General features: G+C 64.4%; 15 protein-coding genes and 2 tRNA genes. 4 read left to right on the top strand and 13 right to left on the bottom strand.

What is annotated here, in order from left to right; genetic code table 11:
• Positions 1-91: 91 nt before the first annotated feature.
• The 11 genes from azu to rnr all read right to left on the bottom strand — a co-directional run bounded on the left by azu (position 92) and on the right by rnr (position 14,032).
• On the bottom strand, positions 92-538 hold the full coding sequence (azu, locus tag QMX96_RS19360) for an azurin (RefSeq protein WP_043863517.1): 447 nt from the start codon (positions 536-538) through the stop codon (positions 92-94).
• Between the two features lie 295 nt (positions 539-833).
• Positions 834-1,736 carry a transglutaminase family protein gene (locus QMX96_RS19365; protein WP_043863518.1) on the bottom strand — a complete coding sequence of 301 codons (903 nt, stop codon included), beginning with the start codon at positions 1,734-1,736 and terminating at the stop codon, positions 834-836.
• The gene (locus QMX96_RS19370; RefSeq protein ID WP_058541586.1) at positions 1,736-4,207 is read right to left on the bottom strand and encodes a circularly permuted type 2 ATP-grasp protein; all 2,472 of its coding nucleotides are present in this window, start codon (positions 4,205-4,207) and stop codon (positions 1,736-1,738) included. Before QMX96_RS19370 ends, QMX96_RS19365 begins: the two co-directional genes overlap by 1 nt.
• 179 nt (positions 4,208-4,386) lie before the next feature.
• Positions 4,387-6,690: a YgiQ family radical SAM protein gene (locus QMX96_RS19375; RefSeq protein WP_043863520.1), complete on the bottom strand. Its 2,304-nt coding sequence runs from the start codon at positions 6,688-6,690 to the stop codon at positions 4,387-4,389.
• Positions 6,691-6,791: 101 nt separating this feature from the next.
• A complete protein-coding gene (gene dnaB, locus QMX96_RS19380) occupies positions 6,792-8,189 on the bottom strand; it encodes a replicative DNA helicase (protein WP_043863521.1) in 1,398 nt (465 codons plus the stop codon).
• 110 nt (positions 8,190-8,299) lie between these two features.
• Positions 8,300-8,746, bottom strand: coding sequence for a 50S ribosomal protein L9 (gene rplI, locus QMX96_RS19385; RefSeq protein WP_043863522.1), 447 nt, complete (start codon positions 8,744-8,746; stop codon positions 8,300-8,302).
• 21 nt (positions 8,747-8,767) lie between these two features.
• The gene (locus tag QMX96_RS19390) at positions 8,768-9,658 is read right to left on the bottom strand and encodes a hypothetical protein (RefSeq protein WP_043863523.1); all 891 of its coding nucleotides are present in this window, start codon (positions 9,656-9,658) and stop codon (positions 8,768-8,770) included.
• A gap of 36 nt (positions 9,659-9,694) precedes the next feature.
• Positions 9,695-9,925 carry a 30S ribosomal protein S18 gene (gene rpsR, locus QMX96_RS19395; RefSeq protein ID WP_003171373.1) on the bottom strand — a complete coding sequence of 77 codons (231 nt, stop codon included), beginning with the start codon at positions 9,923-9,925 and terminating at the stop codon, positions 9,695-9,697.
• Between the two features lie 28 nt (positions 9,926-9,953).
• Positions 9,954-10,379, bottom strand: a complete 426-nt coding sequence (rpsF, locus tag QMX96_RS19400; protein ID WP_043863524.1) for a 30S ribosomal protein S6 — start codon at positions 10,377-10,379, stop codon at positions 9,954-9,956.
• A gap of 264 nt (positions 10,380-10,643) precedes the next feature.
• Positions 10,644-11,396: a 23S rRNA (guanosine(2251)-2'-O)-methyltransferase RlmB gene (gene rlmB, locus QMX96_RS19405; protein WP_043863525.1), complete on the bottom strand. Its 753-nt coding sequence runs from the start codon at positions 11,394-11,396 to the stop codon at positions 10,644-10,646.
• Positions 11,393-14,032 (bottom strand): ribonuclease R, encoded by a 2,640-nt coding sequence (gene rnr, locus QMX96_RS19410; protein WP_282362246.1) that lies wholly within the window; start codon positions 14,030-14,032, stop codon positions 11,393-11,395. The genes rlmB and rnr overlap by 4 nt, the downstream gene beginning before the upstream one ends.
• A gap of 264 nt (positions 14,033-14,296) precedes the next feature.
• On the opposite strand from rnr, the gene QMX96_RS19415 reads away from it, so the two are divergent.
• The 4 genes from QMX96_RS19415 to QMX96_RS19430 all read left to right on the top strand — a co-directional run bounded on the left by QMX96_RS19415 (position 14,297) and on the right by QMX96_RS19430 (position 17,354).
• A tRNA-Leu gene (locus QMX96_RS19415) sits at positions 14,297-14,383 on the top strand.
• 83 nt (positions 14,384-14,466) lie between these two features.
• Positions 14,467-14,553: transfer RNA gene (locus QMX96_RS19420), tRNA-Leu, on the top strand.
• A gap of 222 nt (positions 14,554-14,775) precedes the next feature.
• Positions 14,776-15,789: an extracellular solute-binding protein gene (locus QMX96_RS19425; protein ID WP_043863527.1), complete on the top strand. Its 1,014-nt coding sequence runs from the start codon at positions 14,776-14,778 to the stop codon at positions 15,787-15,789.
• Positions 15,789-17,354: an iron ABC transporter permease gene (locus QMX96_RS19430; protein ID WP_282362247.1), complete on the top strand. Its 1,566-nt coding sequence runs from the start codon at positions 15,789-15,791 to the stop codon at positions 17,352-17,354. The genes QMX96_RS19425 and QMX96_RS19430 overlap by 1 nt, the downstream gene beginning before the upstream one ends.
• 87 nt (positions 17,355-17,441) lie before the next feature.
• On the opposite strand, the gene QMX96_RS19435 is transcribed toward QMX96_RS19430, so the two are convergent.
• Positions 17,442-19,376: a methyl-accepting chemotaxis protein gene (locus tag QMX96_RS19435; protein ID WP_043863529.1), complete on the bottom strand. Its 1,935-nt coding sequence runs from the start codon at positions 19,374-19,376 to the stop codon at positions 17,442-17,444.
• A gap of 199 nt (positions 19,377-19,575) precedes the next feature.
• Entirely contained in the window at positions 19,576-20,865 is a 1,290-nt protein-coding gene (locus tag QMX96_RS19440; RefSeq protein ID WP_058541589.1) for an adenylosuccinate synthase, read from the bottom strand.
• Positions 20,866-20,913: the final 48 nt, after the last annotated feature.

Here is a 20,913-nt window from a genome sequence, read left to right on the forward strand (position 1 = left end):
GGTCAAGCCCGCCCCCACAGGTACATCACTGCCTTCAAGACCAGTGTTGTACCTGTGGGAGCGGGCTTGACCCGCGATTGGCAACGCCGCGTTACTTCAGGGTAACAGTGCCTTTCATCATCGAGATGTGGCCAGGGAACGAGCAGAAGAAGCCGTACTTCTCGTCAGCCTTGAGCTTGGAAACATCGAAGGTCACCGAGTCCTTCTCACCAGCACCGATCACCTTGGTGTGGGCGATCACGCGGTCATCACCTTCCTTCAGGTAATCCTTGTCGATACCGGCGCTCAGGCCGTCGGTGGCGATTGGCTGCATGTCAGCTTCTTTGCTGATCACCAGGTTGTGGCCCATGACGTTCTTCGGCAGGTTGCCCGAGTGGGTCAATTCGACGGTGAAAGTCTTGCAGCTCTTGTCGATCTCAATGGCCTTGGTGTTGAAGGACATCTGGTCGGTGGAATCGACCGTGACCTTGCAATCGGCAGCGAAGACCTGGGCACTGGCGAGGGTCAGCAGGGATACCGCAACAGCTTTGGCAAACATCGTGAATCTCCTTGGCAGGGGTTTTTTATCCGTTTCTATACTGCCCCAGAGCGTCCCCCACCGGCCTGATATGAGTCAAGGGGCAGGTTAGGCGCGCTGGTAGTAAATTTTCGCTATGGATTGTATACACAAAATCCGCAGGACCATCATGCGCCATTCAGGGACGATGAGACAACCTCTCAATTAGGAGTACAGGACATGTCCCTTGGTAGTCTGATGCGCAGCCTGCTGGCTGCCTATGCCTGCGGTGCCACTGGCAGCAACGTCGAATTCGCGCGCCCGGAGTGATGGGCCGTCACGCCGGGCCTTCATCCAGCGGCAACACTGTCACCTGCACCTGCGGGTCATGGCTGCCCCCGCCCAGAATCACCCCACGCAGCGGTGACACATCGGAAAAATCCCGGCCCCAGGCCAGAGTGATGTGCTCCAGCGCCGGCAGCAGGTTGTTGGTGGGGTCGAAATCCACCCAGCCGTTGACCGGGCAATACACCGACACCCACGCATGCGAGGCATCGGCCCCGATCAGCCGGGCCTGCCCGGGCGGCGGGCGCGTCAGCAGGTAGCCGCTGACATAGCGCGCCGCCAGCCCGCGCGAGCGCAGGCACGCGAGCATCAGGTGGGCGAAGTCCTGGCACACGCCGCGGCGACGCTGCAGCACCTCCACCAGCGGGGTGGCCACCTGGGTGGCACCGGCATCGAAGGTGAACTGGCTGAAAATCTGCTGCATCAGGGCCTGCACGCACAGCAGCAACGGCTGGCCCGGGGCGAAACACGGCTCGGCAAACACGACGAAACGCTGCTTCAGCCGCACATACGGCGATTCGAAACGAAAGCGGCACGCCTCCAGCGTGGCCGCAGGCAGCGCCTGCCCCGAATATGCCAGCGCCTGGCACACCTGTTCCCACGGCGGCGAGGCAGCCAACACCGGCGCGGCGCGCGACAGCACGTTCACCTGCACCCGCGTCACCACGCGCAGTTGATCATGCTGGCGCTCCAGCGCCAGCCGGGTCAGCGGGTTGCCGAAGCCGTCGAGCTCGTCGCGCCGCCGGGTCGGCAGCGGGTCGACCTGCAATTGCCGGTCTTCGCACTGCTGCCAGGCACAGGCCCGTGGCCACAGATGCACCAGTTGCTGGGCCAGGGACACCGGGCTGTCATAGCGGTAATGGGTGTCGTGCAGTACCTGGTAGCGCGCGCTCATCAGGCCGACACCGTCTGCTGGCTGATGTCATCGACATGCACGAAGTGGCGCAGCGCCAGTCGCTCGGAGGCCTGCAGGCTGGCCTTGGCGATCTCGCCCAGCAACTCGGCCAGGCCATCGAGCACCGCGCGCACGCTGGCCTTGCCGAACAGCGCGTGCTCCAGGCTGCCCAGGTCGAAGTGGTACAGGCGCTCGGCCAGCAGGGCCAGGGTCGGGTCTGGCGGGCTGCCGAACTCATCGCTGGATCGCTCCAGGGCACGCACCAGCAGCTTGAGCTGGAACAGCACCGCATGGGGGTTCTGCTGGTCGAGCAGGAGCAGGTCCAGCACCGGGATCAACTGCGCCACCGCCAGGTAGCGCGAGCGGTAGGTGATGCTGCTGTTGCCCAGTTCAAGCAGCCATTCCAAACCCGCCTGGTCGAAGGCGCCGGGGCCGCGCAGAAAACTGGCCAGGCTCAGGCTCAAGCCTTGCAGGCGCTCGATGCGCCGCCCGATCATCAGAAAGCGCCAGCCTTCATCGCGGGTCATGTCGTCCAGGGCAAAGCCGGACAGCGCCGCCAGCGACATCACCAGGCGGTTGAGAAAATCCAGCAGCTCGCCGAAGTCCGCCGTCTGCCCACCCAGCGCCTGGGCTTCGTGCTGCAACTCCACCAGCGCCTGCCAGTTCTCCCGCGAGAGCTTGCCGCGCACCTGGGCGGCGGTCCATTGCAGGCGCTGCAGGTTGGCGCGCAGGCTGAACGCCCAGTCGGCATCGAGCAAGGCGGCGCGCAGGCGCTCGGCCAGGGTGCCCTCGGGGGGCAGCAGCTCAAGCTCTTCGGCCAGGGCCACCGCCGCCTGCCAGGTGGACGGATGTTCGCCATCCAGGTAGCGGCTGAGCAGAATGCGCAGCAGGCGCGCGCTGGTGTCGCAGCGCTCGCAATAGCGGCCGAACCAGAACAGGTTTTCCACGACCCGCGACGGCAGGTACGGGTCCTGGCGGATCAGATCGGCCACGCCAAGGGTGCGGCTGGCCTGCCACTGTTCGCCGACCGGGGCCGCCTCGCCGAGTACCCAGGTGTCCTTGCTGGCCCCGCCGCGCTGCATCGACACCACCTCGGCATCGGCCAGGGCGGCCACCCGGGTCAAGCCGCCGGGCAGCACCCGGTAGCCATCGGCGGTGGCCACCGCATACACCCGCATGCCGATCGGCCGCGCCTGCAGCGTGCCCTGCCATACCGGTGCCTGGGACAACTGCGCCAGTTCCTGTGCCACGTAGGCATACGGGCGTGCACGGATGCGCCCGGCCAAGGCATCGCGCGCCGCGTCGTCCAGGTCGCGCCCGAACAGCGCAGCGAAACTCTGCGAGGGGAACGCCGGCTTGATCAGCAGTTCCGGCAGCCTGGCCAGGGCCTGCTCCAGCGCAGGCGGCTCGCCGCACCACCAGGTGGCGATCGACGGCAGGCTCAGGGCCTCGCCGAACAGGTGCTGGTTGATGGCCGGCAGAAAGCCGAGCAGGCCGGGAGATTCGAGCACCCCGCTGCCCAGCGCATTGGCCACCAGCACGCGGCCCTGGCGTACCGCGTCGAGCAGGCCGGGCACGCCGAGGGCCGAGTCGGTACGCAGTTCCAGCGGGTCGCAGAAATCGTCGTCCAGGCGGCGCATGATCGCGTGCACCCGGCGCAGCCCGCCCAGGGTCTTGAGGTAAACCGTGGCATCGCGCACGGTCAGGTCGCTGCCTTCGACCAGTGGGTAACCCAGCTGGCGGGCGAGGAACAGGTGCTCGAAATAGCTTTCGTTGAAGCGCCCCGGGGTCAGCAGTACCACCAGTGGCGGTTCCTGGCCGCTGGGTGCCAGGCGCAGCAGGCTCTGTTGCAGGTTGCGAAAGAAGCCGGCCAGGTGCTGCACGTGCAGGTCGCGGTACAGGTCCGGCAGGGTGCGCGTGACCAGCGTGCGGTTCTCCAGCGCGAAGCCGGCCCCGGAGGGCGCCTGGGTGCGGTCGGCGGTGACCCACCAGCGCCCATCGGGGCCGCGGGCAAGGTCGGCAGCGTACACATGCAGGAAGGTCGAGCCGGGCGGCGTGATGCCCTGGCACGGCCAGAGAAAATTGTTGTGGCCGAACACCAGCTCGGACGGCAGCAGGCCTTCGCCGATCAGGCGCTGCGGGCCATAGATGTCGGCCAGTACCGCGTTGAGCAGGTGCGCGCGCTGGGCGATGCCCGCCGCCAGCGCCTGCCACTCCTGCGCGGGGATCAGCTGCGGCAGCAGGTCCAGCTCCCACGGGCGATCGGTGCCGTCGGGGTCGGCGTAGATGTTGTAGGTGACGCCGTTTTCCTGCAGATGGCGCGCCAGTTGGGCCTGGCGCTGTGCCAGCTGGGTGGGGCCGCTGCGTTGCAGGTGCTGGTGCAGGCGCTGCCAATGCGGGCGCACGCTGCCATCCGCCGCGAACATCTCGTGGTAGGAGGCAGGGCTTGGTGAGGCCAGCGGGTCAGCCATGGGCGTGCTCGGTGACGGCAGGTGATGCAGGGTAGCGTGTGGCGGGGATGGGGAGAAGGATGGATGTGGCCTTGCGGGCCTCATCGCGGGTCAAGCCGCTCCCACAGGATAGTCAGTGGCCTATGGATCTGCACTGTACCTGTGGGAGCGGGCTTGACCCGCGATGGTCGCGACGCGTATCAGCGTGGCAACACCGGCTCGCGGGTCTTCTTGCCCTTGCCCTTGCCACCCTTGGCGGCGTCCTTGCGTGCCTTGGCCGCTTCCTGGTTACGCGCAAAGGCGGCCGCCTTGGCCTGCTCGCGCTTGTCCCACGGCTTGGCACCGTCGCTGGCACGCGGCGGCAAGCCGGTGTGCTGGGTCAGGATCTTGGTTTCCTTGGCCACCTTGTGGCTGCCCGCCGGCGTCGAGTTCTTGCGCCGCGCACTCTGGTAGCTGTCGGTCGCCGGCTGGTGCAGCGGGATCAACTGGTGCTTGGCCGGCCCGATCAGGTCGGCACGCCCCATGCGCTGCAGGGCTTCGCGCAGCATCGGCCAGCCCTTGGGGTCGTGGTAACGCAGGAACGCCTTGTGCAGGCGGCGCTGCTCCTCGCTCTTGACGATGGTCACCGCGTCGCTCTTGTAGGTGACCTTGCGCAGCGGGTTCTTGCCCGAGTGGTACATGGCAGTGGCCGAGGCCATCGGCGACGGGTAGAACGCCTGCACCTGGTCGGCGCGAAAGCCATTGCCCTTGAGCCACAGGGCCAGGTTCATCATGTCTTCGTCGGTAGTGCCCGGGTGCGCCGCGATGAAGTACGGGATCAGGTACTGCTCCTTGCCCGCCTCCTTGGAGTACTTCTCGAACATGCGCTTGAAGCGATCGTAGCTGCCGATACCAGGCTTCATCATCTGGTTCAGCGGGCCTTCCTCGGTATGCTCCGGGGCAATCTTGAGGTAGCCGCCCACGTGGTGGGTGACCAGCTCCTTGACGTACTCCGGCGACTCGACTGCCAGGTCGTAGCGCAGGCCCGAGGCGATCAGGATCTTCTTCACCCCCGGCAGGTCACGCGCACTGCGGTACAGCTGGATCAGCGCCGAGTGGTCGGTGTTCAGGTTGGGGCAGATGCCGGGGAACACGCACGACGGCTTGCGGCACGCAGATTCGATTTCCGGGCTCTTGCAGGCAATGCGGTACATGTTGGCGGTCGGCCCGCCCAGGTCGGAGATGACCCCGGTAAAGCCCGGCACCTTGTCGCGGATTTCTTCGATCTCGCGAATGATCGAGTCGTGGGAACGGTTCTGGATAATGCGGCCTTCGTGCTCGGTGATCGAGCAGAAGGTGCAGCCACCGAAGCAGCCACGCATGATGTTCACCGAGAAGCGGATCATGTCGTAGGCCGGGATCTTCTCCTTGCCATACGCCGGGTGCGGGACGCGCGCATAGGGCATGCCGAACACGTAGTCCATCTCTTCGGTGGTCATCGGGATGGGCGGCGGGTTGAACCACACGTCCACCTCGCCGTGCTTCTGCACCAGCGCACGGGCGTTGCCCGGGTTGGTTTCCAGGTGCAGCACGCGGTTGGCGTGGGCGTACAGCACCGCATCGCTGCGCACCTTCTCGTAGGACGGCAGGCGGATCACGGTCTTGTCGCGGGTCATGCGCGGGCTGGCCAGAATCTGCACCACCTTGGCTTCCTGCGGGTCTTCGACCGGGCCCTTCTCCTGCTCGATGGCGCAGGCCTGGGTGTCCTGGGTGTTCACGTACGGGTTGATGATCTTGTCGACCTTGCCCGGCCGGTCGATACGCGTGGAGTCCACTTCGTACCAGCCCTGCGGGGTGTCGCGGCGCACGAAGGCGGTGCCGCGGATGTCGGTGATGTCTTCGATCTTGTGGCCGTAGGACAGGCGCTGGGCGACTTCGACGATCGCGCGTTCGGCGTTGCCGTACAGCAGGATGTCGGCGCAGGCGTCGATCAGGATCGAGTGCCGCACCTTGTCCTGCCAGTAGTCGTAGTGCGCGATGCGGCGCAGCGAGGCCTCGATGCCACCCAGCACGATCGGCACGTGCTTGTAGGCTTCCTTGCAGCGCTGGCTGTAGACCAGGCTGGCACGGTCGGGGCGCTTGCCGGCCAGGCCGCCCGGAGTGTAGGCGTCGTCCGAGCGGATCTTCTTGTCGGCGGTGTAGCGGTTGATCATCGAGTCCATGTTGCCGGCCGCGACACCGAAGAACAGGTTCGGCTCGCCCAGCTTCATGAAGTCGTCTTTGCTCTGCCAGTTCGGCTGGGCAATGATGCCCACCCGGAAGCCCTGGGCTTCGAGCAGCCGGCCGATGATGGCCATGCCGAACGACGGGTGGTCGACGTAGGCGTCACCGGTCACGATGATGATGTCGCAGGAATCCCAGCCGAGCTGATCCATCTCCTCCCTGCTCATCGGCAGGAATGGCGCTGGCCCGAAGCATTCGGCCCAGTACTTGGGATAGTCGAAAAGTGGTTTGGCTGCTTGCATGTCAGTGACCGGTTCTTGGTATCAGGGAAATCGCGGGCGCGGAATATAGCACAAATTTTGACCAATTCCGACGTCAGAAGTCGGAATTGGCCATCGGTACCTTATTCGTCGTCGTCGAAGTTGTAGCTGCCCGGTGCCAGGTTCTCGAAGCGCGTGTACTTGCCGATGAACGCCAGGCGCACGAAGCCGATGGGGCCGTTACGCTGCTTGCCGATGATGATCTCGGCGATGCCCTTGTGCTCGGTCTCGGGGTGGTACACCTCGTCGCGGTACACGAACATGATCACGTCGGCGTCCTGCTCGATCGCACCCGATTCACGCAAGTCGGAGTTCACCGGGCGCTTGTTGGGGCGCTGCTCGAGGGAGCGGTTGAGCTGCGACAGGGCGATGACCGGGCAGTTGAATTCCTTGGCCAGGGCCTTGAGCGAGCGCGAGATCTCGGAAATCTCGTTGGTACGGTTGTCACCGCTGGAGCCCGGGATCTGCATCAGTTGCAGGTAGTCGATCATGATCATGGCGATCTCGCCATGCTCACGCACCAGGCGCCGGGTACGTGCGCGCATTTCCGACGGGCTGATGCCGGCGGTGTCGTCGATGAACAGCTTGCGGTCATTGAGCAGGTTGACCGCCGAAGTCAGGCGCGGCCAGTCGTCGTCGTCCAGCTGGCCGGAACGCACCTTGGTCTGGTCGATGCGCCCCAGCGAGGAGAGCATACGCATGATCAGCGATTCGCCTGGCATCTCCAGGGAGTACACCAGCACCGCCTTGTCGCTGCGCAACACGGCGTTCTCCACCAGGTTCATGGCGAAGGTGGTCTTACCCATCGACGGACGGCCGGCCACGATGATCAGGTCGGCCGGCTGCAGGCCGCTGGTCTTCTCGTCCAGGTCGGTGTAACCGGTGGAAATACCGGTGATGGCGCTGTCGGAGTTGAACAGCGTGTCGATGCGGTCGATGGCCTTGGTCAGCAGTTCGTTGACCCCTACCGGGCCACCGGTCTTGGGCCGTGCTTCGGCGATCTGGAAGATCTGCCGTTCGGCCTCGTCGAGGATCTCGGCGGCGTTGCGGCCCTGGGGGTTGAACGCGCTGTCGGCGATCTCGCTGCTGATGCTGATCAGCTGGCGCAGTGTGGCGCGCTCGCGAATGATCTGCGCATAGGCCTTGATGTTGGCCACCGACGGGGTGTTCTTGGCCAGCTCGCCCAGGTAACCCAGGCCACCGACCTGGGAGCTCAGGCCTTCCTTGTCGAGCTGCTCGTGCAGCGTCACCACGTCGAACGGGGTGTTGAGGTCGGCGAGCTTGTAGATGGCGCGGAAGATCAGGCGATGGTCATGCCGGTAGAAGTCGCCGTCGGAGACTTGATCGAGCACGCGCTCCCAGGCGTTGTTGTCCAGCATCAGGCCACCGAGTACGGCCTGTTCGGCCTCGATGGAATGCGGCGGCACCTTCAGGGCAGCGGTTTGCAGATCATATTGCTCGGGGGCGGTTATCTCGTTCATGGCCACTTGGGAATCAGGGTGTTGAAAAAGACAAAGGGCACGACCTGCAATGCAGGATCGTGCCCGATGTTAACCGGCTGGCACCCAGGGTGCCAGTCGATTGGTCCAGCTTAGGCTGCGACGACAACCACGCGAACGGTGGCTTCTACGTCGCTGTGCAGGTGCACGGCTACGTCGAATTCGCCAACGTTGCGGATGGTGCCGTTCGGCAGACGCACTTCAGACTTGGCCACTTCAACGCCGGAGGCGGTCAGGGCGTCAGCGATGTCGTGGGTGCCGATCGAACCGAACAGCTTGCCTTCGTCACCGGCGGTGGCAGTGATGGTCACTTCCAGCTCGGCCAGTTGGGCAGCGCGGGTTTCAGCCGAAGCTTTCTTGTCAGCAGCCAGTTTTTCCAGCTCGGCGCGACGCTCTTCGAACGCAGCCAGGTTGGCAGCGGTCGCAGCGGTAGCCTTGCCGAATGGCAGCAGGAAGTTACGACCGTAACCGGCCTTAACATTTACCTTGTCGCCCAGGTTGCCCAGGTTGGCGACTTTTTCCAGCAGGATCAGTTCCATTAGGTATAAACCTCTTAACTTTTAACCTTCACCGTTCGCGTCACCGGCATCTTTCGATGCAGAACGACCGCGAAAATCAATCAGGCTGTCGACAATGGCCAGAACCACGAGCAACGGATAAATCAGCTGCATGAACAGCACCAGCGTCACGTACATCCCCACCAGCCAGAACCTGGCCAGGCGCTTCTGCGCGACCAGCCCGTGAATCAGAGCCAGCCCGGCGAACACCAGCGGTACGCTGCACAACGGTGTCAACATCGCCAGTTCGCTGCCGAAATTCGGCGCTATCAGCATGCACACCAGCAGCAACAGCGCCGGTACCAGCGGGAGCCGTATGGCGCGAAACTCGCTGCCAAAGCCTCCCGGGTTGTACAACGCGGCTTGCCAGTAGCGACCCAACATCAGGGCCAGCAGACTGACTGCCTGCAGCAATGCCGCAATCAGGCCGGTAAGCACCGGTGCGATCACGCTCCCCAGGCGGGCCCGCTCTTCTACCGTCAACTGCTGGTAGAGACCGTCGAGCATCTGCGGCAGGGCTTTTTCAAGCACCTGCGCCAGCGCTTCGATCGGTTCGCGGAACACCGAACCCAGGATGACGCCATACACCAGGCCCCAGGCGATGCTGAACAACAGCACCCGGCTCCAGGACTGTCCGGCGCGTAGCAACGCAGCCAGACCGAAGGTTCCCAGCAACACCATCAAGGTGCGCGGTTCACCGAAGAACCACCAGACCAGCGCGGGCAGCAATGCCCAGGCGAGGATCCCGGAGGCGTCCTTGAAACCGCGCCGCAGGAACACCAGGCTCCCGGCGGCGGCACTCAACCAGAACAACAGCGGCAATGCCGCACAACCGACCACTACCAGAGTGGCCTGCACGCGACCGCGCATGATGAAATCAGCTAACGCTCGCATGCACTTTATCCCTTGCTACCTGTCGACGACCCGGTCTCAGCGGCCGTGGCTGTCGGTGTAGGCCAGCAGGGCCAGGAAGCGGGCGCGCTTGATAGCGGTAGCCAGCTGACGCTGATAACGAGCTTTGGTACCGGTGATACGGCTTGGAACGATCTTGCCGGTTTCGGATACATAAGCTTTCAGGGTGTTGAGATCTTTGTAATCGATCTCTTTCACTTCTTCAGCAGTGAAGCGGCAGAATTTACGACGACGGAAGAAACGTGCCATGTAATAGGCTCCTCAAAAGGTCCGTGGATTACTCGTCAGCGTTATCGCTGTTGTCGCTGTTGTCGCTGTCATCGCCTTCGGCGTTGTCAGCGTGCTCAGGACGGTCGCGACGCTCACGGCGCTCACTGCGGTTTTCTTCAGCCTTGAGCATCTCGGACTGGCCGGTAACGGCTTCGTCGCGACGGATGACCAGGTTACGGATCACGGCATCGTTGTAGCGGAAGTTGTCTTCCAGCTCGGCCAGGGCCTTGCCGGTGCACTCAACGTTCAGCATCACGTAGTGAGCCTTGTGAACATTGTTGATTGCGTAGGCCAGTTGACGACGGCCCCAGTCTTCCAGACGGTGGATCTTGCCGCCGTCTTCTTCGATCAGCTTGGTGTAACGCTCAACCATGCCGCCGACTTGCTCGCTCTGGTCAGGGTGGACCAGAAAGATGATTTCGTAATGACGCATGAATGCTCCTTACGGGTTGTAGTCTGCCACCAGGGTGGTCAGACAAGGAGTGAATGACACTGTTTGTCTTGCCTTGTGCGGTGGGCGCATGCGCGCCTGCCAGCGGGGCAAGGGGCGCAATTGTAGAGAAGCGCCGGGGCGCACGCAAGGCAATTGGTGATTATTTGAACAGCCTTGAAAGCATCGCGGGCCAGGCCCGCCCCCACACAGGCCACCGAAAGCCCTGTGGGAGCGGGCTTGACCCGCGAAAGTGGCAACGCCTTATCAGGCCTTGCGCTTGGCCTGACGCTGACGCACCGCCTCGAACAGGCACACGCCCGTGGCCACCGACACGTTCAGGCTGCTGACGCTGCCGGCCATCGGCAGCTTCACCAGAAAATCGCAGTGCTCGCGGGTCAGGCGGCGCATGCCCTTGCCCTCGGCGCCCATGATCAGGATGGTCGGGCCGGTCAGGTCCTGCTGATACAGCTCCTGTTCGGCCTCCCCCGCCGTGCCCACCACCCACAGGCCGCGCTGCTGGAGCTTCTCCAGGGTACGCGCCAGGTTGGTCACGGCCACCAGCGGAATCACCTCGGCAGCGCCACACGCCACCTTGCGTACCGCCGGGGTCAGGGTCGCCGACTTGTCCTTGGGCACCACCACCGCCAGCGCACCGGCCGCATCGGCGGTGCGCAGGCAGGCGCCCAGGTTGTGCGGGTCGGTCACACCGTCCAGCACCAGAATCAGCGGCGCGCCTTCGGTGCGGTCCAGCAGCTCTTCGAGCATCGCCTCGCCCCACACCTGGCTCGGGCTGACCTCGGCGACCACGCCCTGGTGCACGCCCTCGACCCAGGCGTCCATCTCGCGGCGTTCAGCCTGGCCGACCGTCACTCGGTTCTGTGCGGCCAGCTCCAGCAGGGCCTGCACCCGCGGCTCGCTGCGGCTGTCGGCCAGCCAGATCTGCTTGACCCGCTTGGGGTGGTGGCGCAACAAGGCCTCCACCGCATGCACACCGTAGATCTTTTCCAGCTGACTCATGACTTGCCCTTGGGTTTACGTGAAGCGGAACCGGCTTTTGGCGGCCCCTTGCGGTGCTTGCTCGGTTTCTCCGAAGACGTCTTCGAGCTCTTGGCCGCAGGCTTGCCCACGGCGTTCTTGGCATCGGACAGCAACGCCTTCTTCATTTCCCGGCTCTTGCGCACTTCGGCGTTCTTGGCTGCGGCATCGGCCGGGAAATAGGCTTCGGAGGTTTCGTTCTTGCGGCTGCGACGCGGCGGCTCGGCCGGCGCCGCTTCGACCTTGGCGGCCTTGGCAGGCGCGCTGTAGGGCTTGGCGGCACCATTGGACTTGGCCGGGGCAGCGCCCGTCTTGCCCTTGGCGGCAGGCTCGGCACCACGCTGCTTGCGACCGATCGGCGCATTCAGGGTGTTTTCGGCCATCTCGAAATCGATCTTGCGCTGTTCGAGGTCCACGCGCATCACGCGCACTTCGACCGTGTCGCCCAGGCGGAAGCTGCGACCGGTGCGCTCGCCCGCCAGGCGGTGGTGTACCGGGTCGAAGTGGTAGTAGTCACCCGGCAAGGCACTGACGTGCACCATGCCTTCGACGTAGATGTCGGTCAGTTCGATGAACAGGCCGAAACCGGTCACCGCGGTGATCACACCCGGGAAGCTTTCGCCCACGCGATCCTTCATGTACTCGCACTTGAGCCAGTTGGTCACGTCGCGGGTGGCTTCGTCGGCGCGTCGCTCGCTCATCGAGCACTGCTCGCCCAGCTGCTCCAGGGCCGCCTCGTCGTACGGGTAGATGCGCGCCTTGGGAATGCTCATCGCGCCGGCCCGCTTGACGTGCGGGGTTTCCTGGCGCGAACGGATCACGCTGCGGATGGCACGGTGAGTCAGCAGGTCGGGGTAACGCCGGATCGGCGAGGTGAAGTGGGTGTACGCCTCGTAGTTCAGGCCGAAGTGGCCGTTGTTGTCGGCGCTGTACACCGCCTGGCTCAGCGAGCGCAGCATCACGGTCTGGATCAGGTGGAAGTCAGGGCGACCGGCGATCTGCGACAGCAGCGCCTGGTAGTCCTTGGGCGACGGACCATCCTTGCCCTTGTGCAGCGAAAGCCCCAGCTCGCCGAGGAAGGCGCGCAGTTTTTCCAAGCGCTCCGGCGGCGGACCGTCGTGCACGCGGTACAACGCAGGGATCTCGTGCTTCTTGAGGAACTCGGCCGTCGCCACGTTGGCCGCGAGCATGCATTCTTCGATCAACTTGTGCGCATCGTTGCGCACGGTCGGGCGAATTTCCGCGATCTTGCGCTCGGCACCGAAGATGATGCGGGTTTCCTGGGTTTCGAAGTCGATCGCGCCACGGGTGTGACGGGCCGCCAGCAACACCTTGTACAGCGCATACAGCTGCTTGAGGTCCGGCACCACGTGGCTGTACTGCTCACGCAGCGCCTTGCCTTCACGGGTACGGGCATGTTCGAGCATGCTGCTGACCTTGTTGTAGGTCAGGCGCGCGTGGGAGTGGATGACCGCTTCGTAGAACTGGTAATCGACCATCTGGCCGGACTTGTTGATGGTCATTTCACAGACCATCGCCAGCCGGTCGACGTTCGGGTTCAGCGAGCACAGGCCGTTGGAAAGTTCCTCGGGCAGCATCGGGATCACCCGCTCGGGGAAGTACACCGAGTTGCCGCGCACCTGGGCTTCGTTGTCCAGGGCAGAGCCCAGGCGCACGTAGCTGGACACGTCGGCAATCGCCACGAACAGGCGCCAGCCACCGGAGAACAGGCGCAGCTTGCCCAGGCTTTCGCAGTACACGGCATCGTCGAAGTCCCGTGCGTCTTCGCCGTCGATGGTGACGAACGGCAGGTGACGCAGGTCGATGCGGTGTTCCTTGTCCTTCTCTTCGACTTCAGGCTTGAGCTTGCGCGCTTCCTTGATGACCGCCTCGGGCCATACATGGGGAATGTCGTAGCTGCGCAGCGCCACGTCGATTTCCATGCCCGGCGCCATGTAGTTGCCGATCACTTCGACGATATCGCCCTGCGGCTGGAAGCGCTGGGTCGGCCAGTGGGTGATCTTCACCTCGACGAACTGGCCGACCTTGGCGCCGGCATTGCGGCCCGGGGTCACCAGCACTTCCTGCTGGACCTTGGGGTTGTCGGGGGTCACGAAGCCCACCCCGCCTTCCTCGAAGTAGCGCCCCACGATGCTTTCGTGGGCACGGGAGATCACTTCGACCACCACGCCTTCACGCCGGCCGCGCCGGTCAAGCCCGGACACGCGCGCCAGCGCTCGGTCGCCATCGAACACCAGGCGCATCTGCGCCGGGCTCAGGAACAGGTCGTCGCTGCCATCGTCGGGGACGAGAAAACCGAAACCGTCGCGGTGGCCCGAGATGCGACCCAGGATCAGGTCCAGCTTGTCTACCGGGGCATAGGTGCCGCGCCGGGTGTAGATCAGCTGGCCGTCGCGCTCCATGGCGCGCAGGCGGCGACGCAAGGCCTCGATCTGGTCCTCGGTCTGCAGGCCGAACTCTTCCACCAGTTGCTCGCGGGCGGCGGGAGAGCCGCGCTCGTCAAGGCGCTGGAGGATCAGCTCACGGCTAGGAATGGGGTTTTCGTATTTTTCCGCTTCACGAGCGGCCTCGGGATCGAGGGTCTGCCAATCGGCCATTAGTAGGGGTTCACCTTGTCTATATAGGGTTAGTTTGGCATAGCCGTATTGAAACCGGAAATCCGAGGCTTTGACAGCCCCGTCAGGGCCCTTGAGTGATGCCAAAACAGCCCAAGGAACAACGACTTGAAATTTTTGAGATTTTTTCTGAACGGGGCTTTACAGCCTTCGAGGGCATCCGTATAGTGCGCACCACAACGACGGACAGCGTCGTTATAGTTGAGAAGCGGCGCGATGTGAAGCATCATGAAGCCTCGACGATATGCCCAGATGGTGAAATTGGTAGACACGCCAGCTTCAGGTGCTGGTGACCTTACGGTCGTGGAAGTTCGAGTCTTCTTCTGGGCACCAATTTTCAAGTTTCAGATTAGCTTGCCTGTCTGGAATTTACGCAACACACGCTACACCGTTTCATGTTTCAATGCTTCAACTTTGCCCAGATGGTGAAATTGGTAGACACGCCAGCTTCAGGTGCTGGTGACCTTACGGTCGTGGAAGTTCGAGTCTTCTTCTGGGCACCATATTCTAGAGAAACCCGCGAAAGCGGGTTTTTTTGTGCCTGCGATTCGAGCTCACCCCACTGCCGCCCATTCGGACGCTGCGTTGCCACCCCGCCCTGCCCAACAAATCAAGTGAGTTAACCGATAGTCAGCTCATGAATTTTTCCTCACGGGCGTACTTGAGAAACTATATCGTTTATCATTGTTTCAAGATTTGTAGCCCGCAAGCGAGGAACCACCCGCATGACGATCCGCATCAACCCGATTTTGCGCGGCCTGGCCGTTTCCGTGTTCAGCCTGGTGCTCGCAGCACCCGCCGCCATGGCCGCCGACCCTGTGACGCTGACCCTGTACAACGGCCAGCACAAGGAAATCGGCGAAGCCATCGCCAAGGCCTACGAGGCCAAGACCGGCATTCACATCAATATCCGCAAGGGCAGCAGCAACCAGCTGGCCAGCCAGATCGAGGAAGAAGGCGCACGCTCCCCGGCCGACGTCATCTATACCGAAGAATCGCCGCCGCTGAACAACCTGGGCGAGAAAGGCCTGCTGGCCAAGATCGACGATTCGACCCTGCAAGTGCTGCCCAAGGAATACGTGGCCAGCAACGGCACCTGGATGGGCGTGACCGCTCGCACCCGCGTGGTGGCCTTCAACCCCAAGGTGATCGACGAAAAAGACCTGCCCCAATCGGTGATGGACTTCGCCGACCCCGAGTGGGACGGCAAGGTCGGCTTCGTGCCCACCAGCGGCGCGTTCCAGGAACAGGCCGTGGCCATCCTCAAGCTGCACGGGCGTGAAGCGGCCGAAGAATGGCTGACCGGCCTCAAGGCCTTCGGCAAGACCTACACCAACAACATGGTTGCCCTCAAGGCCGTGGAAAACGGCGAAGTGGCTGCCGTACTGGTGAACAACTACTACTGGTACGCCCTCAAGAAAGAGCGCGGCCAACTGGACTCCAAGCTCTACTACCTGGCCGACGGCGACGTCGGTGGCCTGGTAACCATCTCCAGCGCCGCGGCGGTCAAGGCCAGCAAGCACCCCAAGGAAGCCCAGGCCCTGCTCGCCTGGATGGCCAGCGAAGAAGGCCAGCGCGTGATCACCCAGACCACCGCCGAGTATCCGCTGCACAAGGGCATGGTCTCGGACCAGGGCCTGAAGCCGTTCGAAGACCTGCGCCCGCCGAAGATCACCCCGGCCGACCTGGGCAATGCCGAGGAAGCCCTGGAACTTGAGCGCGAGGTCGGCCTGCTCTGATGGAAGCCGTGCTGCCTGCGCCGTCTGTGGCGCGTTATGTTCCGCGCCGCAAGCGCCCCTCGATCTGGGTGGTGCTGCCGGTGCTGCTGCTGGTGGGCCTGAGCCTGCTGCCGTTGCTGTACGTGGGCCTCAAGGCCTGGCAGGCCGGCTGGCGCGAGGCGTTGTACCTGCTGTGGCGGCCCTTCGTCTGGGGCCTGATGAAGAACACCCTGCTGCTGATGGCCGGGGTGACCGTGGCCTGCGCCGCGGTCGGCCTGGCCCTGGCCTGGCTGCTGGAGCGCAGCGACCTGCGCGGGCGGCGTTTGTGGGGCGTGATCCTGTGCCTGCCGTTTGCCGTGCCGGCGTTCGTCAGCGGCTTCACCTGGGTCTCGCTGAGCCCGCGCTTCGAGGGGCTGGGCGGGGCGATCCTGGTGATGGCGCTGTCCAAGTATCCACTGGTGTTCCTGCCGGTGGCCGCGACCCTGCGCAACCTCGACACCTCGCTTGAAGAATCGGCCCGCACCCTGGGCTACAACCGCTGGGGTGTGTTCCGCCGGGTCACCCTGCCGCTGCTGTGGCCGTCGATCCTGGGCGGCAGCCTGCTGATTGCCTTGCACATGCTGGTGGAATTCGGCGCGCTGTCGATCCTGGGCCTGCAGACCTTCACCACCGCGATCTACCAGCAGTTCGAGCTGGAGTTCAGCAACGCCAATGCGGCGATGCTCTCGGCGGTGCTGCTGTTCATGTGCCTGTTGCTGCTGTGGTTCGAGCTGCGGGTACGCGGCAAGGCGCGGCACGTGCGCATCGGCCAGGGCGTGGCACGCCGCGCCAAGCCGATCCGCCTGGGTGGCTGGAGCATACTGGGGCAGTTGAGCTGCCTGCTGCTGGCAGTGCTGGGCAGCGGCATCCCGCTGGGCATGCTGGGCTACTGGCTGAGCGTGGGATCGTCGGCGGCCTTCCCGGTGGCCGACATCAGCCGGGCGCTGTTCTCGTCGCTGTCGCTGGCACTGGGCGGCGCGGGGGTGAGCCTGCTGCTGGCGTTACCGGTGAGCTTTCTGGTGGTACGCTACAAGGGCCGCCTGGCGATCTGGGCCGAGCGCCTGCCCTACTTGCTGCACGCGCTGCCGGGGCTGGTGATTGCGCTGACCCTGGTGTATTTCGCCCTGCACTATGTGCCGGCGCTGTACCAGACCACCGGCCTGCTGTTGCTGGCCTATGCGCTGCTGTTCTTGCCGCTGGCGCAGGCGCCGGTGCGTACCGCGCTGACCAAGGCCGCACCACAGCTGGAAGAGGCGGCGCGCACCCTGGGCGCGACGCCGTTCAAGGCGTTCTGCAAGGTGACCCTGCCGATCATCTTCCCGGCCCTGGCGGCAGCGTTTGCGCTGGTGTTCCTGGATGCGATGAAGGAGCTGACCGCCACCCTGCTGCTCAGCCCCACCGGCATGACCACGCTGGCGACCGAAGTGTGGGCGCATACCGCCAACGTCGAATTCGCGGCGGCGGCGCCCTACGCGGCGCTGTTGATTGTGGTGTCGGGGTTGCCGGTGTACCTGCTGACGACGCGGATGTACCTGAACCGCGCCTGAAAGGCATCGCGGGTCAAGCCCGCTCCCACAAGGATCGATGAGGCCCTTGTGGGAGCGGGCTTGACCCGCGATACAAACGACACTATCTCAGGCCCTGAACTGCCCCAGGCTGGCCTTCAACTGCGCCGCCAGGTCATCCAGCACCTTGCTGCTGGCCGTGGTCTGCATCACCACCTGCGCTGCACGCTCGGCCTGGGCATGAATCGTCTCGACCCGCCCACGCACCGCCTGCGCCCCCTGCGCCTGCTGCTCGGCCGCCCGGGTGGCCAGGCCGATCGCCGCATGCACCTGCTCCACCGACACCTGCACCGACTGCTGCAGGCGCGCGTTGTCCTTGAGCACGGTCAAGCCTTCGCTGGCCTGACGCCCGGCCTGGCTGATGGCTGCCACCGCCTCTCGCGCGCCCTGCTGCAAGGCACCGATGTGCGCCTGGATATCGCCGGTCGAGCTCTGGGTCTTGCTCGCCAGCGCCCGCACTTCGTCGGCCACCACGGCAAACCCGCGCCCGGTCTCGCCAGCCCGCGCCGCCTCGATGGCGGCATTGAGCGCCAGCAGGTTGGTCTGCTCGGCAATCCCGTGGATCACCTCCAGCACCACCTCGATCTGCTGGCTCTGCTCGGCCAGCCGCTCGATCACCTTGGAGCCCGCCCCCACCTGCCCGGCCAACGCTTCGATCAGCTTGGCCACCTGGGCCGAGGTACGGCTGTTCTCGTCGGTGGCCTGGCGAATGTCCACCACCTGCTGCAACGCTGCCTGCATGGCCTGGCTTTCGGCCTGGGCCTCATCGGCCATGCTCGACAGGGCACGCAGGCTCTCGGCCACCTCATCGCGCTGCGAAGCGGCCGCCGCATCGGCGCCCGCGTTGTTCTGCGCCATGGTGCCGATCTCGACCCCGGTGCGCTGCGCCACCTCGCCCGCTTCGCGCACGATGGGCTGCAGCTTGTCGACGAACTGGTTGACCGCTGCAGCCATGTCGCCGATCTCGTCTCGGCTGTCGATCGGTACGCGCTTGGTCAGGTCGCCGTCGCCGGCCGCCAGGTCGTTGAGCGCGGCAATCAGCAGGCGCAGCTTGCTCAGCACGCGCCGGCCGAGTACCACGGCCACCACCAGCAATACGCCGAAGCCCACCGCCACCAGCCCCAGGCCGATGTTCCAGCGCAGGGTCGCCGCCGCTTGCTGCACGGTCTGCGAGGTGTTGGCCTGCATCGCCGCGGCACTGGCCTGGGCCGCCTGCAGGCGGGCGCTCAGGGCCTTGTTGCTGTCGGCCGCAGCGCCCACCAGGCTGTCGCCGACCAACTGGTCGCCGCTGGCGATCAGCGCCGAGAAGCGCGCGTCCAGCGCCTTGAGCTCGTTGTCGACCGACGCCGTGGAGACGCCCATCACCACCTTGCCGATCTCGGTGCCGTTGGGGTTGATCGAGGCTTCGATCATGTACACCGCCGGGTCGTTGCGCGCCGCATCCAGCACCTTGTCGAGCGCCCGTTCGCCCTGGCCCTTTTCCATCAGGGCCTGGTTGATCGGGTTCTGCCGGTTCAGGTAGCGGGTCAGGTGCTGGCCCTGGGCGTCGTCGTAGACCACGAAGAGCACGTTGGCATTGCGCTGGGCGCGCCGGGAAAACTCCGACAGTGCCGGTATGTCGTCATCCCAGATGGCCCGCGGCGCAACCGATGCCAGCAGTTCGGCCATGTGATTGGCCGACTCCTTGAGGCTTTTTTCGAGGGTGACGCGCAGTTGCGCCTGCTCCTCCTGAAGGCGTGCGGATAGCCCGGCGGACAAACGCTGGCGGGTACTGGCCGAAAGGCTGTCCAGGCCCGAGCTGAGCTCACGCCCGGCTTGTTCCAGTTCACCCGACAGTTTCTGGCTGTCTGCACCCAGGCGATTACCCAGATCGGCCTCCAGCGCAGTCACCGTGCTCCGCGTCAGCGCGACCGCAACCAGCACCTGCACCAAAAGAGCGATACCCAACGCAACAAAGACAGGCCGCAACAGGCGGCTTCGTAACAATGAGAGAACGGCCGACACACAAGAACCCTCCGTATCGCGGGGCCATTATAGTGATGGCACCTTATAGGACGATTCTTACAGCAAAGGCCGTGCCGGGCAGCAGGCATACCGGTCAAATTCATAGCCAGGGCTGACCTTTATGACCCTTTCACCAACTGGCCAAAAAAAACGCCGCTGACCCGAAGGGACAGCGGCGTTCTTTACTGCCTACAGCGAATCAGGCAAACGGATGGCGCAGCACGATGGTCTCGTTGCGGTCCGGGCCGGTGGAGACGATGTCGATCGGCGCACCGATCAGCTCTTCCACACGCTTGATGTAGGCACGGGCGTTGGCCGGCAGTTCTTCCAGGGTCTTGGCGCCCACGGTCGACTCGCTCCAGCCCGGCACTTCTTCGTACACAGGCTGCAGGCCCACGTAGCTGTCGGCGTCGGTAGGGGCAACGTCCTTGCCCTCTGCGTCCTTGTAGCCGACGCAGATGTTGATGGTTTCCAGGCCATCGAGCACGTCCAGCTTGGTCAGGCAGATGCCCGAGATGCTGTTCACGTCGATGGCGCGACGCAGGATGACGGCGTCGAACCAGCCGCAACGACGGGCACGGCCGGTGGTTGCGCCAAATTCGTGGCCCTGCTTGGCCAGGTGCGCACCAACGTCATCAAACAGCTCGGTCGGGAACGGGCCCGAACCCACGCGGGTGGTGTAGGCCTTGGTGATGCCCAGGATGTAGTCCAGGAACATCGGACCAACGCCCGAACCGGTCGCAACGCCACCGGCGGTGGTGTTGGAGCTGGTCACGTAGGGGTAGGTACCGTGGTCGATGTCCAGCAGCGAACCCTGGGCACCTTCGAACATGATGTCCTTGCCGGCGCGACGCAGGTCGTGCAGCTCGGCAGTCACGTCCAGCATCAGCGGCTTGAGCAGTTCGGCGTATTCCTTGCACTCGGCCAGGGTCTTTTCGAACTCGATGGCCGGCTCTTTGTAGTAACCCACCAGCATGAAGTTGTGGTAGTCCACCAGCTCGCGCAGCTTGTCTTCGAAGCGTGGCATGTTGAGCAGGTCGCCCACACGCAGGCCACGACGCGCAACCTTGTCTTCGTAGGCCGGGCCGATGCCGCGACCGGTGGTGCCGATCTTCAGCTCGCCACGGGCCTTTTCGCGGGCCTGGTCCAGGGCCACGTGGAAGGACAGGATCAGCGGGCAGGACGGGCTGATGCGCAGGCGCTCGCGCACCGGTACGCCCTTCTCTTCCAGCTTGGTGATCTCGCGCAGCAGGGCGTCGGGAGCAACCACCACACCGTTGCCGATCAGGCACTGCACGCCTTCGCGCAGCACGCCCGAAGGGATCAGGTGCAGCACGGTCTTCTCACCGTCGATCACCAGGGTGTGGCCGGCGTTGTGGCCACCCTGGTAGCGCACTACGGCGGCAGCATGTTCGGTCAGCAGATCGACGATCTTGCCTTTGCCCTCATCACCCCACTGGGTGCCCAGGACTACGACATTCTTACCCATAACACTTGTCCTCATTCGCGCAAACTTGGCGCCGGCTCGTGCCGGCGT

This window comes from Pseudomonas sp. PS01300 (genome assembly GCF_029960155.1).
Lineage (GTDB): Bacteria > Pseudomonadota > Gammaproteobacteria > Pseudomonadales > Pseudomonadaceae > Aquipseudomonas > Aquipseudomonas palmensis.